Origin of the sequence: Streptomyces sp. NPDC007971 (assembly GCF_042958635.1) — a bacterium.
Lineage (GTDB): Bacteria > Actinomycetota > Actinomycetes > Streptomycetales > Streptomycetaceae > Streptomyces.
Genome location: NZ_JBIBJK010000002.1, coordinates 66,544 through 80,223 on the forward strand (window position 1 = coordinate 66,544; position 13,680 = coordinate 80,223).

Annotated in this window: 13 protein-coding genes and 1 pseudogene; 8 read left to right on the forward strand and 6 right to left on the reverse strand. The window is 73.0% G+C overall.

Features of this window, described 5'->3' with window-relative positions:
• The first annotated feature begins 4 nt into the window (after positions 1-4).
• Together ACFZCP_RS04035 and ACFZCP_RS04040 are read left to right on the forward strand one after the other, a co-directional pair.
• Positions 5-631 (forward strand): TetR family transcriptional regulator, encoded by a 627-nt coding sequence (locus tag ACFZCP_RS04035; RefSeq protein WP_391423834.1) that lies wholly within the window; start codon positions 5-7, stop codon positions 629-631.
• Between the two features lie 40 nt (positions 632-671).
• Entirely contained in the window at positions 672-2,711 is a 2,040-nt protein-coding gene (locus ACFZCP_RS04040) for a HelD family protein (RefSeq protein ID WP_391423836.1), read from the forward strand.
• Positions 2,712-2,770: 59 nt separating this feature from the next.
• Here ACFZCP_RS04040 and ACFZCP_RS04045 read toward each other — a convergent pair whose 3' ends face one another.
• Complete coding sequence (locus ACFZCP_RS04045) at positions 2,771-3,613, reverse strand: nitroreductase/quinone reductase family protein (protein ID WP_391423838.1); 843 nt, start codon at positions 3,611-3,613, stop codon at positions 2,771-2,773.
• Positions 3,614-3,919: 306 nt separating this feature from the next.
• On the opposite strand from ACFZCP_RS04045, the gene ACFZCP_RS04050 reads away from it, so the two are divergent.
• The gene (locus tag ACFZCP_RS04050) at positions 3,920-4,483 is read left to right on the forward strand and encodes a hypothetical protein (RefSeq protein WP_391423840.1); all 564 of its coding nucleotides are present in this window, start codon (positions 3,920-3,922) and stop codon (positions 4,481-4,483) included.
• Here ACFZCP_RS04050 and ACFZCP_RS04055 read toward each other — a convergent pair.
• Both ACFZCP_RS04055 and ACFZCP_RS04060 read right to left on the reverse strand, forming a co-directional pair.
• A pseudogene (locus tag ACFZCP_RS04055) lies at positions 4,404-4,739 on the reverse strand (VOC family protein); the annotation flags it as partial. The gene ACFZCP_RS04050 and the pseudogene ACFZCP_RS04055 sit on opposite strands and share 80 nt — an antisense overlap.
• Before the next feature lie 25 nt (positions 4,740-4,764).
• The gene (locus tag ACFZCP_RS04060) at positions 4,765-5,487 is read right to left on the reverse strand and encodes a dienelactone hydrolase family protein (protein WP_391423842.1); all 723 of its coding nucleotides are present in this window, start codon (positions 5,485-5,487) and stop codon (positions 4,765-4,767) included.
• Between the two features lie 312 nt (positions 5,488-5,799).
• Between ACFZCP_RS04060 and ACFZCP_RS04065 the strand changes: the two genes are divergently transcribed.
• The 3 genes from ACFZCP_RS04065 to ACFZCP_RS04075 all read left to right on the forward strand — a co-directional run bounded on the left by ACFZCP_RS04065 (position 5,800) and on the right by ACFZCP_RS04075 (position 7,424).
• Positions 5,800-6,291: a helix-turn-helix domain-containing protein gene (locus tag ACFZCP_RS04065; RefSeq protein WP_391423844.1), complete on the forward strand. Its 492-nt coding sequence runs from the start codon at positions 5,800-5,802 to the stop codon at positions 6,289-6,291.
• An 85-nt stretch (positions 6,292-6,376) separates the two neighbouring features.
• Entirely contained in the window at positions 6,377-6,970 is a 594-nt protein-coding gene (locus tag ACFZCP_RS04070) for a hypothetical protein (RefSeq protein WP_391423846.1), read from the forward strand.
• A gap of 97 nt (positions 6,971-7,067) precedes the next feature.
• A complete protein-coding gene (locus ACFZCP_RS04075) occupies positions 7,068-7,424 on the forward strand; it encodes a DUF2516 family protein (RefSeq protein ID WP_362681735.1) in 357 nt (118 codons plus the stop codon).
• Between the two features lie 21 nt (positions 7,425-7,445).
• Here ACFZCP_RS04075 and ACFZCP_RS04080 read toward each other — a convergent pair whose 3' ends face one another.
• From ACFZCP_RS04080 to ACFZCP_RS04090, 3 genes are all read right to left on the reverse strand, one after another.
• Complete coding sequence (locus ACFZCP_RS04080; RefSeq protein WP_391423849.1) at positions 7,446-8,744, reverse strand: SpoIIE family protein phosphatase; 1,299 nt, start codon at positions 8,742-8,744, stop codon at positions 7,446-7,448.
• Between the two features lie 372 nt (positions 8,745-9,116).
• Entirely contained in the window at positions 9,117-10,202 is a 1,086-nt protein-coding gene (locus tag ACFZCP_RS04085) for an NlpC/P60 family protein (RefSeq protein WP_391423850.1), read from the reverse strand.
• Between the two features lie 318 nt (positions 10,203-10,520).
• Positions 10,521-11,309 carry a class I SAM-dependent methyltransferase gene (locus ACFZCP_RS04090; protein WP_391424686.1) on the reverse strand — a complete coding sequence of 263 codons (789 nt, stop codon included), beginning with the start codon at positions 11,307-11,309 and terminating at the stop codon, positions 10,521-10,523.
• 398 nt (positions 11,310-11,707) lie between these two features.
• On the opposite strand from ACFZCP_RS04090, the gene mshA reads away from it, so the two are divergent.
• Both mshA and ACFZCP_RS04100 read left to right on the forward strand, forming a co-directional pair.
• Positions 11,708-13,045: a D-inositol-3-phosphate glycosyltransferase gene (gene mshA, locus ACFZCP_RS04095; protein ID WP_391423852.1), complete on the forward strand. Its 1,338-nt coding sequence runs from the start codon at positions 11,708-11,710 to the stop codon at positions 13,043-13,045.
• Positions 13,038-13,538 carry a YbjN domain-containing protein gene (locus tag ACFZCP_RS04100; RefSeq protein WP_391423854.1) on the forward strand — a complete coding sequence of 167 codons (501 nt, stop codon included), beginning with the start codon at positions 13,038-13,040 and terminating at the stop codon, positions 13,536-13,538. The genes mshA and ACFZCP_RS04100 overlap by 8 nt, the downstream gene beginning before the upstream one ends.
• The last annotated feature ends 142 nt before the right edge of the window (positions 13,539-13,680 follow it).

Below are 13,680 nucleotides of genomic sequence, written 5' to 3' on the forward strand. Positions count from 1 at the left end.
CCCCATGGAAGAGATGGGCCTGCGCGAGCGCAAGAAGCAGCGGATGTACCAGGACGTGTCGGACATCGCCGTCCGGCTGTTCATGGAGCGGGGCTTCGACGCCGTGCCGGTCGCGGAGATCGCCGCCGCGGCCGGGATCTCCAAGCCGACCCTCTTCCGGTACTTCCCGGCCAAGGAGGACCTGGTCCTGTACCGGATCGCCGACCACGAGACGGAGGCCGCACGGGTGGCCGCCGGGGCGGCCGACCCGCTGGACGCGCTGCGCCGCACCTTCCTCGACGGGCTTGAGCGGTGCGATCCGGTCACCGGGCTGAACGACCATCCGCAGGTGCTCGCCTTCCACACCCTGCTGTACGGCACGCCCGCCCTGGTGGCGCGGGTGTACGGGTATCTGGAGCGGTCGGAGGAGGCACTCGCCGAGGCCCTCGGCGGCGGCCTGGACGCGCGGCTGGCCGCGGGGCAGATCATCGCCGTCCAGCGGATCCTCGCGCAGGAGAACTGGCGGCGGATCGCGGCCGGCGAGGCCGTGGACCGGGTGCGGGCGGACGCGGTGCCCGCGGCCGAGCGGGCCTTCGGACGGCTGGCGGCGGCGCTGCCGGGGTTCCGCGGCCTCACGGATGAGAGTCGGTAACGTATTTAACTCGGTTGCATTTTCTGGGTACGGTGGGGCCATGACGTCACCCCGCCCTGCTCCCGAGGACATGGAAGCCGCCCTCCACGGCGAACGCGCCTACCACGACACCTGTGCCGCCGCCTTCGCCGCCATGGTCGACGGCGCCGCCGAACAGGTCGTCACCGGCGAGGACGTCTCCGCATCCGGTGCCGACGCCGAGGTCCTCGGCTACCAGCTGCGCAGCCGGGCCAAGGCGCTGCGCGAACTGCCCGAGGGGCCGCTGTTCTTCGGGCGGCTGGACTTCGCCGCGACCGACCCCGGGCACGGCGGACAGAGCTACCACGTCGGCCGGCTCCGGATCACCGAGGACCCGGCCGCCCCGCCCCTCGTCGTCGACTGGCGGGCTCCCGTCTCCCGCGCCTTCTACCAGGCCGGCGCGCGCGATCCGCAGGGCGTCGAGGTGCGGCGCCGGTTCGGCTGGGCGCCGGGCAGCCGGGGCGACTCCGCCGGCCTCACCGGCCTGGAGGACGAGCGCCTGGGCCGGGGCGAGTCCCGGGTCAGCGGCATCGTCACGCGGGAGATCGAGCGGCCCCGCGTCGGCCCGATGCGGGACATCGCCGCCACCATCCAGCCCGACCAGGACGATCTCGTACGCGCCGGCCTCGCCGCCTCCGTCTGCGTCCAGGGCGCCCCGGGTACCGGCAAGACCGCCGTCGGCCTGCACCGCGCCGCCTACCTGCTCTACACCCACCCCAAGCGGATCCAGCGCTCCGGCCTGCTGATCCTCGGCCCCAACCGCACCTTCCTCGCCTACATCGCCGAAGTGCTGCCCTCCCTCGGCGAGAACGGGGTCCGCCAGGCCACCCTCCTGGACGAGATCGCCCGCCACCCGGTCACCGGGACCGACCCCGCCCCCACGGCCACCGTCAAGCACGACGCCCGCATGGCCGAGGTGCTGCGCCGGGCGCTGTACGCGCGTGTGAGCGCCGAGGGCGTGACCGATCTCGCCGTACCGGACGGCTCCTACCGGTGGCGGGTCACCGCGGCGGAGCTGGCCGCCGTCGTCGAGGAGGTCCTCGCCGAGCAGCCGCCGTACGCGACCGGGCGGGAGCGGGTGCGCACCCGGCTGGTACGGCGGCTGCTGGAACAGGTCGAGCGGCGGGCCGGGCCGCCGCCGAACGCCTGGGTGCGCCGGATCGAACGGGTGCGACCGCTGACCGCCCGGCTCGACGCCGTGTGGCCGAAGGCCCGGCCCGAGGAGGTCCTCGCCGAACTGCTCGGCGACGGCGAGGCGCTGGCGCGGGCCGCGGACGGGCTCCTGGACCCCGCGGAGCAGGCCGCGCTGCTGTGGCCGCGCCCGCCGCGCTCGTACAGGTCCGCCCGCTGGTCGGCCGCCGACCTCGTCCTCCTGGACGAGCTGTCGGGGCTGATCGAGCACCCGGAGGGGTACGGCCACATCGTCGTGGACGAGGCGCAGGACCTCTCGCCGATGGAGTGCCGGGCCATCGCCCGCCGGGCCGCCTTCGGTTCGCTGACCGTCCTCGGCGACCTCGCCCAGGGCACCACCCCGTGGGCCGCCCGCGGCTGGGACGTCCAGCTGCGCCACCTCGGCAAGCCGGACGCGGCCGTGGTGCCGCTGACCACCGGGTTCCGGGTGCCGGCCGTGGTGGTCGGGCTGGCCAACCGGCTGCTGGACCGGCTGGACGTGGCGGTGCCCGCCGCCCGGTCGCTGCGCACGGACGGCGAGCTGACCGTCCGGCCCACCGGCGACGTGCCCGGCACGACCGTGACGGCCGTACGCGAGGCGCTCGCCCGTGAGGGATCGGTCGGGGTCCTCGCCGCGGACGCGGACGTGGCCGCGCTGCGGGACGCGCTCGCCGCGGCCGGCATCCCGGCGGCGGGGCCCGAGGACCTGGGCGCCCGGGTGGCCGTGGTGCCCGCGAGCCTCGTCAAGGGCCTGGAGTACGACCATGTCGTCGCCGTCGAACCGGCCGCCGTCGCCGAGGCGGAGGAGCGCGGCGCGCACCGCCTGTACGTGGTGCTCACGCGCGCGGTGTCCCGGCTCGACGTCGTGCACGGGCGGCCGCTGCCGTTCTGACGGCCGCCCGTACCGGGTCGGTCACCGGCCCCGCCGGGCCGGCCGCCGTCCGTGCGGGGTCAGCGGGCGTCCAGCGTCGGCACCAACTGCTCCTCCTCGTACGCCAGATGAGCCTCCAGCGCGGCCGTGAGGCGGTCCACCTCGGCCCGGGCGGCGGCAGGGTCGGGGTGCTCGCCGGACACCGCGCGCCGCAGGTCCGCCACGAGAACCGCGACCCGGTCGTGCTCCGCACGCAGCCGCTCCAGAACGGGGGCCAGCTGCGGATGCCGGTCGGCGAGGAACGGGAACAGCATGGTGTCCTCGCCGGCGTGGTGGTTGTGGAGCCCCTGGCAGAGGGTGAGGCAGTTGACGCGGAGCTGGGCGCCGAGCGTGGAGCCGCCGCCCGCGGCCATCTCCTCGCGTATCAGGGCGAGTTCGCGCCGGAACACGTCGTGGACGAGCCGGATCGCCTCGCCGGGGGAGTCCGCCGCGATGTCCCCGGGCCCGCCCTGGGTGATGTTGTACAGCGCGACGACGGGGATCACCCGGTCCGTCTTGTCCTGGTACGCCTGCCAGCCCGGGTCGGCCTCCACCGCCCGCGCGAACGCCAGGTCGCGCTCCTCGCCGGTGAGCACCCCGGCACGGGCCCGGTAGGTGAACACCCCGCTCTCGACGGTCACTTCGGGGTGGACGAGGAGGTTGCGATACCAGTCGGGGTGGCGGGGCGAGCCGCCGGCCGAGGCGATGACGAGCACTCGCTCGCCACCGTCGGGGAGATGGCCGACGGGGGTGGTGTGCGGGGCACCGGTACGGGCGCCGGTGGTGGTGAGCAGGAGCAGCCGTGCGCCTTCGAAGGGGCCGCTCAGGCGGCCGTGGTGGGCACGGAACTCGTCGATGATCTTCTGGTTGAACGCGTTGGGCACTCTGTCTTCTCTCTCTGCGGCTGGTTGCTTGCTTCGGTGCGCAGAGAAAGCGGCGGGCTTCTCGCCCGCGCGGACCTCACTCAGAGGCCGGGTACCCGACTCGCTCACGGCCCATGGCCGACCCGGCAGTCATGACCGTCACGCTACCGTCCCCCTCCTGACTGATGCCAACGAGTTCCCGGACCGGTTCCAGGGCGAGTCCCAAAGGAGGCGGCCGAGAGCCTCGACGACTGGGAGAGGTCACACCGCGCCCGGATCGACGCGATCCTCGCCGAGCGGGGCTACGAGGGCTGATCCTGGACGGTGATGCTGCTCTTCCTCGACGTCGACGGCCCGCTGATCCCGTTCGGGGCGGCGGACCCCGCCTACCCGGTCTACGACCAGGGCCTCGCCCCGCCGCCGGGCGCCGACGCCCATCCACTGCTGTGCCGCATCGACCCGGCCCTCGGCCCGCGCCTCGCCGGGCTGGGCTGCGAACTGGTGTGGGCCACGACCTGGATGGACGACGCCAACACGGTCCTGGCGCCCTGGCTGGGCCTGCCCCCGCTGCCGGTCGTCGAGTGGCCGGACGAGGACGAGCCCCCGGACCTGCTGCACTGGAAGACCCGGCCGCTGGTGGCCTGGGCGGCCGGGCGTCCCTTCGTCTGGATCGACGACGAGGTGACCGAGGCCGACCGGGCTCCGGCGGTGTGGTTGCGGCGTTTGCCGGTGCTCAGCTCAGGCGGGCTCGCAGGAGGCAGAATTCGTTGCCTTCGGGGTCGGCCAGGACGTGCCAGTGCTCCGTGCCGCTCTGGCCGACGTCGGCCGGGCGCGCCCCGAGCTTCAGGAGGCGTTCGAGTTCGGCGTCCTGATCGCGGTCGGTGGCGTTGACGTCGAAGTGCAGCCGCAGCTGTCCCGCCCTGGGCTCGGTGGAGGGGATGAAGACCAGGGTCGGCTGCAGTCCGCCGAACCCTTCCCGTGGTCCGATCTCCACCACGCCGTCCTCGGTGTCGAGCACGACGAAGCCCAGCACCTCGCACCAGAACGCCGCCAGCCGCTGCGGATCCTGGCAGTGGACTACAAGTTCGGAGATGCGACAAGCCATGATCGGCACCCTAGGGGACGTCAACTGCGCGCGGCCAGCCATTAAGCGGCCCAGGGCCGCACGCCGACTACTTCAGGTGCCGGCCGAAGAACCGGTCCCCGTCGTCCACCTCGAACCACGGGGTACCGGCGTGCCCGCCCAGATTGGCGTGCAGCGTCTTCTCCTCGGTGCCGAAGGCGTCGAACAGGTCCAGGGCCCGCTGCCGGGGGTTTCCTTCGTCGTCCCACTGCAGCAGGAACAGCAGCGGAACGGTGACCTGCCGGGCCTCCTCGCGCTGGGCGCGGGGCACGAAACCCCCGGCGAAGAAACCGGCGGCCCTGATGCGCGGTTCCACCACCGCCAGCCGAATGCCGATGGCGGTCATCCCCGAGTACCCGACCGGGCCGCCGATCTCGGGCAGCGAAAGGAGGGCGTCCAAAGTGGCCTGCCATTCCGGGACCGCCTTTTCGACCAGCGGGCCGACGAAGGACTCGAAGATCTCGTCGACCGGCTCGCCGGCCGCCATCGCCCGGCGGAGATCGGCGCGAGCCTGCTCGTCGACGGCGGAACGGGGCCGGTCGCCGTGCCCGGGGTGGTCGATGGCGGCCACCGCGTAGCCGTACTGCGCCGCGGAGTGCCGGGCCCGGGCCACCAGCCGCGGTTCCCGCTTGTGCAGGCCGCCGTTGTGGCCGATCAGGATCAGCGGGGCAGGTGCGGATCCGGACGTCCACAGGAGGCCGGGGATCTCGCCGAGGGTGAATTCGCGTTCGAGGACGCCGTCGTCGAGGCGCTGCTCGGAAGTGAATCGCATGGTCGTGCCTTTCGGGAGTGCTCTGGAACGGCGCTCCCGGACGACCTATCGTCCGACCGCGACCCCGGAGGGGAGCACCCATGTCGATACTGCGTTCACGGGTACCACCCCCTCGTTCTCCGGCACGGCCTGGGGAAAGCTAGCAGTGGTCGCCGTGGCCGGCCAACGGGTTTTCGACAGGAGCAGGCGGCCCAGGCCCGGGACGGGACGGACATCCGGTGTGGGGTGGGCGGGTGAACCCTTCGCGTGGCATGGCGCACTATTGCAAGCAGGTGCTTGCAATAGTTAGCGATGGTGGGGCAAGGTGGAGGCATGGCATCGCTCAACGTCGGCAATCTCGGTGAGTACCTGCGCGAGCAGCGGCGCAACGCCCAGCTCTCGCTGCGGCAGCTCGCCGACGCCGCCGGGGTGTCCAATCCGTATCTGAGCCAGATCGAGCGCGGGCTGCGCAAGCCCAGCGCGGAGGTGCTCCAGCAGGTCGCCAAGGCGCTGCGCATCTCCGCAGAGACGCTGTACGTCCGCGCCGGCATCCTCGACGCCGAACGGGACCGGGACGAGGTGGAGACCAGAGCGGTCATCCTCGCCGACCCCACGCTCAACGAGCGGCAGAAGCAGGTGCTGCTCCAGATCTACGAGTCCTTCCGCAAGGAGAACGGATTCGGGATCGGCGACCTTGCCGAGGACCTCGGCGAGGCGGCTGCGGAGGAAGGATCCGGCGACACCGATGTCCCGAGCGACACCGCCGTACGCGGCACCCGCACGGCCGGCGGCAGTGATGCCGGTCCGCGGCGGACGGCCGGATAAGCCGGACCTCGACCATTCAGCCCCGGCCGCAGCACCGCGGACCACACCCACCTCAGCCGAACGCGAATCCGGGAGGACCATCACCATGGCCATCACCGACGACCTGCGCAAGACCCTCAGCGACCCGACTCCGCTCTACTTCGCCGCCGGCACCGCCGACCTCGCCCTGCAGCAGGCCAAGAAGGTGCCCGCCCTGGTCGAGCAGCTGCGCGCCGAGGCCCCGGCCCGGATCGAGGCCGTGCGCAACACCGACCCGAAGGCCGTGCAGGAGAAGGCCGCCACCCGGGCCAAGGAGGCCCAGGCGACCCTCCAGACCAAGGTCAACGAGTTCATCGGCACCCTCGACGTCGACCTGAAGAAGTTCGGCGAGAACGCCCAGGACCTCGCCCTGCGCGGGGTCGGCGTGGCCGCCGAGTACGCCGTCAAGGCCCGCGAGACCTACGAGAAGGTCGCCGAGCACGGCGAGCAGGCGGTCAAGAACTGGCGCGGCGAGGCCGCCGACGAGATCGAGGAGCTGGCCATCGCCGTCGAGGGCAAGCCCGAGGCGGTCGAGCCCAAGGAGGAGCCGAAGCCGGCCGAGGCCAAGGCCGAGCCCGCGGAGAAGAAGCCCACGGCGAAGAAGACCCCGGCCCCCCGCAAGGCCACCGGCGCGAAGAAGACGACCCCGCCGGCCAACTGAGCACGGCAGGCCGGACGGATCCGGGCCGGGCACCATGGGGGTGTCCGGCCCGTTCTATGGGTACGGTGGCGGCGTACGGATCGGGAGAGAGCGGGCGGTGGACAGCATGCTGATGTTGGGCTTCGCGGGGTTCATGGGGATCTTGAAGATCGTCATGATGGCCCTCGCCGCGTTCGGGCTCTTCGACGCCGCGTTCCGGCGCGAGGACGCCTTCCGTGCGGCCGACAAGCAGAACAAGGTCTTCTGGCTGATCATCCTCGGCATCGCGCTGGTGGTCAGCTGGCTGTTCTCGCTCCTGTCGATCCTGCCGATCGCCGGCGTGGTCGCGTCCATCGTCTACATCGTGGACGTACGCCCCGCGCTCAAGCAGGTCGGCGGCGGCAGCGGCTGGGGCCGCCGCCGCGGCGGAAGCAGCAGCGACGGCCCGTACGGTCCGTACAACGGCGGCCGCTGACCCGTCCGGCGCCCGGGGCGGCTATGGCACGCGGTCCAGCAGGACCACGGCCACGTCGTCCGTCAGCTCGCCGCCGTTGAGGTCGCGGACCTCGCTCACCGCGGCCCGCAGCAGATTCTCGCCGCGCAGGCCCTCGGCCAGCTGGCGGCGGACGAGGTCCACCATTCCGTCCTGGCCGAGGCGCTCGCCGCCCGTCCCGACCCGGCCCTCGATCAGGCCGTCGGTGTAGAGCATCAGGCTCCACTCGGCACCCAGCTCCACCTGCATCCGCGGCCAGCGGGCACCGGGGAGCAGGCCGAGGGCGGGGCCGTTCTTCTCGTACGGCAGAAGCCTCGCGGCCCGGCCGGGGCGCGCGATCAGCGGGGACGGATGGCCAGCCAGGCACAGGCCCGCGCTCCGGCCGTCCGGGGCGATGTCCACCGTGCACAGCGTCGCGAAGATCTCCTCGTCGGCGCGCTCGTGCTCCAGCACCTCCTGGAGCGTGCCCAGCAGCTCGTCCCCGCACAGCCCTGCCAGGGTCAGCGCCCGCCAGGCGATGCGCAGCTCCACGCCGAGCGCGGCCTCGTCCGGGCCGTGGCCGCAGACGTCGCCGATCATGGCGTGCACGGTGCCGTCGGGGGTGCGCACGGCGTCGTAGAAGTCGCCGCCGAGCAGGGCCCGGGAGCGGCCGGGACGGTAGCGGGCGGCGAAGCGCAGCGAGGAGCCCTCCAGCAGCGGCGTGGGCAGCAGCCCGCGCTCCAGACGGCGGTTCTCCTGCGCACGCAGGCGGCCCTCCGCGAGGCGCCGCTCCGCGGTGTCGGAACGCTTCCGCTCCACCGCGTAGCGAATGGCCCGGCTGAGCAGACGGCCGTCCAGTTCGTCCCGGAACAGGTAGTCCTGGGCGCCCACACGCACCGCTTCGGCGGCGCGTTCCGCGTCGCCGGAGGCGGTCAGCGCGAGCACGGCGTGCCGGGGCGCGAGCGTCAGCACGTGCTTGAGCACGGCCAGCTCGTCGTCGCCCCCGCTGCCGCCGGGGGCCGGCAGCGCCAGATCCAGCAGGATGCAGTGGACGTCGTCGGTGAGCAGCCGCTCGGCCTCGGTGAGGTTGCGGGCGGTGCGCACGCGGATCGGCTTGCCGGAGGAGTCCAGCAGTTCGGGCACGATCGGCGAGCCGGCCGGATCGTCCTCGATCAGCAGCAGGGTGAGAGTGGCGCCGGTGGCGGCGCCGGTCGCGGCGCCCCTGTGAACCTCTTCCTTGAGGGGGCCGCCGTGGGTGGCAGTCTGCGCCTGACCACTCTCCACGGCCGGGATCGCTCTCTGCCGCGGTACGGGTACGGGCATCGTCTGGTTCCTTCCCTCCCCCCGAGGGCATGGTGGGGCGAGGGACCTCGACCCACCGGTCGGCCGACCATAGCGGTAGAGACCACCTCGATGGAATGGTGTGAGCCGGGTCGCTCCGGTGCAGGCCCCTGTCATATGCCGCGATCCGTACCGCAGTTGGACAGGGTGCCGCGGGAACGGGGATGACGAAGGTCACGTATCGCCCCGTTTTGTGCGGAGGTTGGGCGTGCGGTGGGTCACACGGTAGGTGCGCGGAGGGGCCCGGGAGCGGCCGTGGGGGCCGTCACATGACCCCGCTCACGCGGCCGTCGCGCGGCCCGCCGATGCCTCCGGCTCCCCGTGAAGCCCGAGCGCCCCGGCCCTGCGGCGCGCTCACGCGTCCGGCCGCACGACCCCGAGGATCGGCATCGAGCCCGCGCCCGCGACCGTGACCGTCCGCCCCGGTCGCGGGGCGTGGATGATCGCGCCGTCGCCCACGTACATCGCGACGTGGCTGGCGTCGTCGAAGTAGATGATGAGGTCGCCGGGTCGCATGTCCTTGACGTCGACGTGCCTGAGCTGCTTCCACTGCTCCTGCGAGGTGCGCGGAATGGGGTGGCCGGCCTTCGCCCAGGCCTGGGAGGTCAGGCCCGAGCAGTCGTAGGAACGAGGGCCCTCGGCGCCCCACACGTACGGCTTGCCCAGCTGGGCCGTGGCGAACTCGACCGCCTCCTTGCCCTGCTCGGAGGCCTTGTCGCTGACCTCCTTGAGAATGCCGGTGTCCAGCCAGGCGGTCTGCGCCTTGTGGGCGGCCTCCTCCTCCAGCTTGGCGAGCCGCTCCTTCTCCTTCTTCTCCAGCCGGGATTCGAGCTGCTCGGCCTCGGTGATCTGCTGCGTGATCCTCTTCTTGGCGGCGGCCTTGGCCTTGCGGCCCGCCTCCAGCTTCTGCCACTCGGCCGAGGCGTCGTCGGCGTAGCTCTGCAAGTCCTTCTGGGTGCGGGTCATTTCGACGATCAGCTTGCTGGTCGCCCGCTGGCCGTTGAGTACCGTCCCGGCCCCGTCGATGAACTGCTGCGGGTCGTCGCTGAGCAGGAACTGGGCGGTGGGCGGCAGTCCGCCGTTGCGGTACTGCGCCCGGGCCGCCGCGCCCGCCTGGTTCTTGAGCCCGTCGAGCTTCTTCTGGCCCTCGACGATCTTCTTCGCCAGGTCGACGATCCGGGCGGACTGCTGCTTCGCCGCCTCTTCGGCCGCGTTGTAGGCGTCGGTGGCCACGGCCGCGTCGTGGTAGAGCCCGTCGAGCTTCGCGCGGACCTTTTCGAGGTCCTTGCCGGGCGGGGGCGCCGGGGACGCGCTCGGCGTCGCGCTCGGACCCGGTGTGGGCTTCGGGGCGGCGAACGCCGTGCCGGGCGCGGCCAGCACGGTCACCGCGCACACCACGGTCACGGCGGCCGTGAGCAGTCTGCGCTTGCCCGTACCCATACGTCCCCCAACCTGATTTACCGTCAGTAACTTGTGGTCGCCCGAGGGATCGTGCCACGGCCAGGCGCAAAGGGACAGAGGTCGTCGGAAGTCGGATTTTCGCCCCGCCCGCTCCGTACGCTTCCCCCGCCCCCTCCGCGTACTTCCCCCGCCCTCACCGCTTACGACGATCACCTCGCCGATGTGACGAACGACGCGCGGACTTCGTTCCCCTGGGCTGAGGGGACGTCGGGGCCCCAGGGTGCTCCGGCGGCCGGCGGGGCCGGTGGGGACGGGTTCCGGCGGGGCCGGTGGGCCAGGATCCGGTGAGGCCGGGGCTCAGCGGGCGCCCGGCGCCAACGCCCCCCAGGCCACGGTCACTTCGCCCTGCCGCCAGCGGGCCGGCGAGTCCGTCACCGGCCAGTCGGCCCGCAGATCCCGGACCGTGCGGATCCAGCGCTGGCGGGCGCCGTAGGAGGCGTAGGGCGCGGCGGCGGCCCAGGCGCGGTCGAAGTCGCGCAGGAAGGCGTGCACCGGCTCGCCGGGGACGTTGCGGTGGATCAGTGCCTTGGGCAGTCGTTCGGCGAGGTCCGAGGGGCGTTCCAGGGAGCCGAGCCGGGTCGCGAAGGTCACCGTCCGCGGACCCTCCGGGCCGAGCGCCACCCACACGTGCCGCCGCCCGATCTCGTCGCAGGTCCCCTCGACCAGCAGCCCCCCGCGCGAGCCGCCCGCCGCCGGGGCGAGGCGCGCGCACAGCCGTCGCCACACTTCGGCGACCTCGTCCTCGTCGTACTGCCGCAGCACGTTGGCGGCCCGGACGAGCATCGGGCGCCCGCCCACGGGGACCTCGAAGCCGCCGTGCCGGAAGGTGAGGCCGTCACGCTCGTACGGCCGCGCCGCCGCGACCCGCTCCGGCTCGATCTCGATGCCGACCACCCGTACGCGGGGGGCGACGGTGCGCAGGCGGCCGAGCAGTTCCACGGCGGTCCAGGGCGCCGCCCCGTACCCGAGGTCGACCGCCACCGGGTCCTCGGTGCGCCGCAGCTCGGCACCGTGCACGGCCGCGATCCAGCGGTCCATGCGCCGCAGCCGGTTGGGGTTGGTCGTCCCGCGCGTCACCGTTCCCACGACGGGGGTCCGCCCGGTCGAGCGAAGCCGGGAGTGGGGGAGGGGCGTCGCGCGGGCTGTCATGCCTACGAGGGTATGCGGGCGCCGGGGGCCGGGTTCCGCCTTGTGCCACCGTGTCCCTGCGCCTCCCCGGAGCCGGGGCCCCTTGCCTCCGTGGGGCCGGGGCCCGTGCCTCCGTGGGGCCGGGAGCCGTGCCTCCTGGTGCCGGGAGCCGTGCCTCCTGGTGCCGGAGTTCTCTCCCCCTGCACCACCGCGATCGAACGGTTGACCGATCGATGGTCATGATTTGGTAAAGGTGCTCGCGCGGGAAATGGAGGCGTGCCTGTCCGCTGTTGCACCACCGTGGAGGGCACGGACGGTCCTCCGTTCGGCATGCCCGCAGCAAGGAGGAACGCCACGTGAGCCAGTACGTCAGCAGGCTCGGGCGACGCTCTCCGGTGGCTCCCTCGCGGCTCCGGCTGCACCGCAGGCCCCGCCGTGTCGCCATGCTCTCCGTACACACCTCACCGCTCCACCAGCCCGGCACCGGTGACGCCGGCGGCATGAACGTCTACATAGTGGAGCTGGCCCAGCGCCTGGCCGCGATCAACATCGAGGTCGAGATCTTCACCCGGGCCACGGCGGGCGGCCTCGCGCCCACGGTCCAGCTCGCCCCGGGCGTCCTCGTCCGGCACGTCGACGCGGGCCCCTACGAGGGCCTCGCCAAGGAGGAGCTCCCGGCCCAGCTGTGCGCCTTCACGCACGGTGTGATGCAGGCCTGGGCCGGACACCGCCCCGGCTACTACGACCTCGTCCACTCCCACTACTGGCTCTCCGGCCACGTCGGCTGGCTCGCCGCGCAGCGCTGGGGCGTCCCCCTGGTGCACGCCATGCACACCATGGCCAAGGTCAAGAACGCCAACCTGGCCGACGGCGACACCCCCGAGCCCGCCGCCCGTGTGATCGGCGAGACACAGATCGTCTCCGCGGCCGACCGGCTCATCGCCAACACCGACGAGGAGGCCGACGAACTCGTCCGGCACTACGCCGCCGACCCCGCCAGGGTCGCCGTGGTCCACCCCGGCGTGAACCTCGACCGCTTCCGTCCCGCCGACGGCCGCGCCGCCGCCCGCGCCCGCCTCGGCCTCCCGCAGGACGCGCTGATCCCGCTCTTCGCGGGCCGCATACAGCCCCTCAAGGCACCGGACGTCCTGCTGCGGGCCGTGGCCGTCCTGCTCGACGAGCGCCCGGAACTGCGCTCCCGGATCGTCGTGCCGGTCGTCGGCGGCCCGAGCGGCAGCGGCCTCGCCAAGCCCGAGGGCCTGCAGAAGCTCGCCGCCCGGCTCGGCGTCGCCGATGTCGTACGGTTCCGGCCGCCGGTGGGCCAGGAGCAGCTCGCCGACTGGTTCCGGGCCGCGTCCGTCCTCGTCATGCCCTCCTACAGCGAGTCCTTCGGCCTGGTCGCCATAGAGGCGCAGGCGGCCGGGACACCGGTGCTCGCGGCGGCGGTCGGCGGCCTTCCGGTGGCCGTGCGCGACGGCGTCACCGGCTTCCTCGTGGAGGGCCACAACCCGGCCGACTACGCGCGCGAGCTGAGCCGTTTCGTCGACGAGCCGGCCCTGCCGGCGCGCATGGGCGCGGCCGCCGCCCGGCACGCACAGTCCTTCGGCTGGGACACGTCGGCCGCCGCCACCGCCGACGTGTACACGGCAGCGACCCAGGCGCACCGCCGTCGCGTACGCTCCCAGCATGGGTGACGTGGACAAGGGCGCGCAGGTCGTCGAGGGTTTCCTGAAGGACGCCGAACTGGAGTGGGAGAGCCCCGAGCCCGGGAACTACGTCGTCAAACTCCCCGGGACCCGCAAGCTCTCCACGACCGTCAGCCTTCTCGTGGGCCGCCACACCCTCTCGCTCAACGCCTTCGTCATCCGCCACCCCGACGAGAACGAGGCGGGCGTCCACCGCTGGCTGCTGGAGCGCAACCTCAAGCTGTACGGCGTGAGTTACGCCGTCGACCGCCTCGGCGACGTCTACGTCACCGCCCGCCTGCCGCTGACCGCCGTCACCGCGGAGGAGATCGACCGCCTTCTCGGTCAGGTCCTGGAGGCGGCCGACGGCGCCTTCAACACCCTGCTGGAGCTGGGTTTCGCCACCGCGATCCGCAAGGAGTACGCCTGGCGGGTGTCCCGGGGCGAGTCGACGCGGAACCTGGACGCGTTCGCCCATCTGACGCGGCGCACGGCCGACTGACCCCGGGCCGACTGACGCTCAGGACGGGTCCGGGTGCGGCGTCGCGCCGCCGTCCCCCTCGTCGAGCTGATCGGCGAAGGCCCCAGGGCATCGGCCAGTTCCCAGCGTGAACTCGAATCCGACAGGCTGACCCGGCATCACC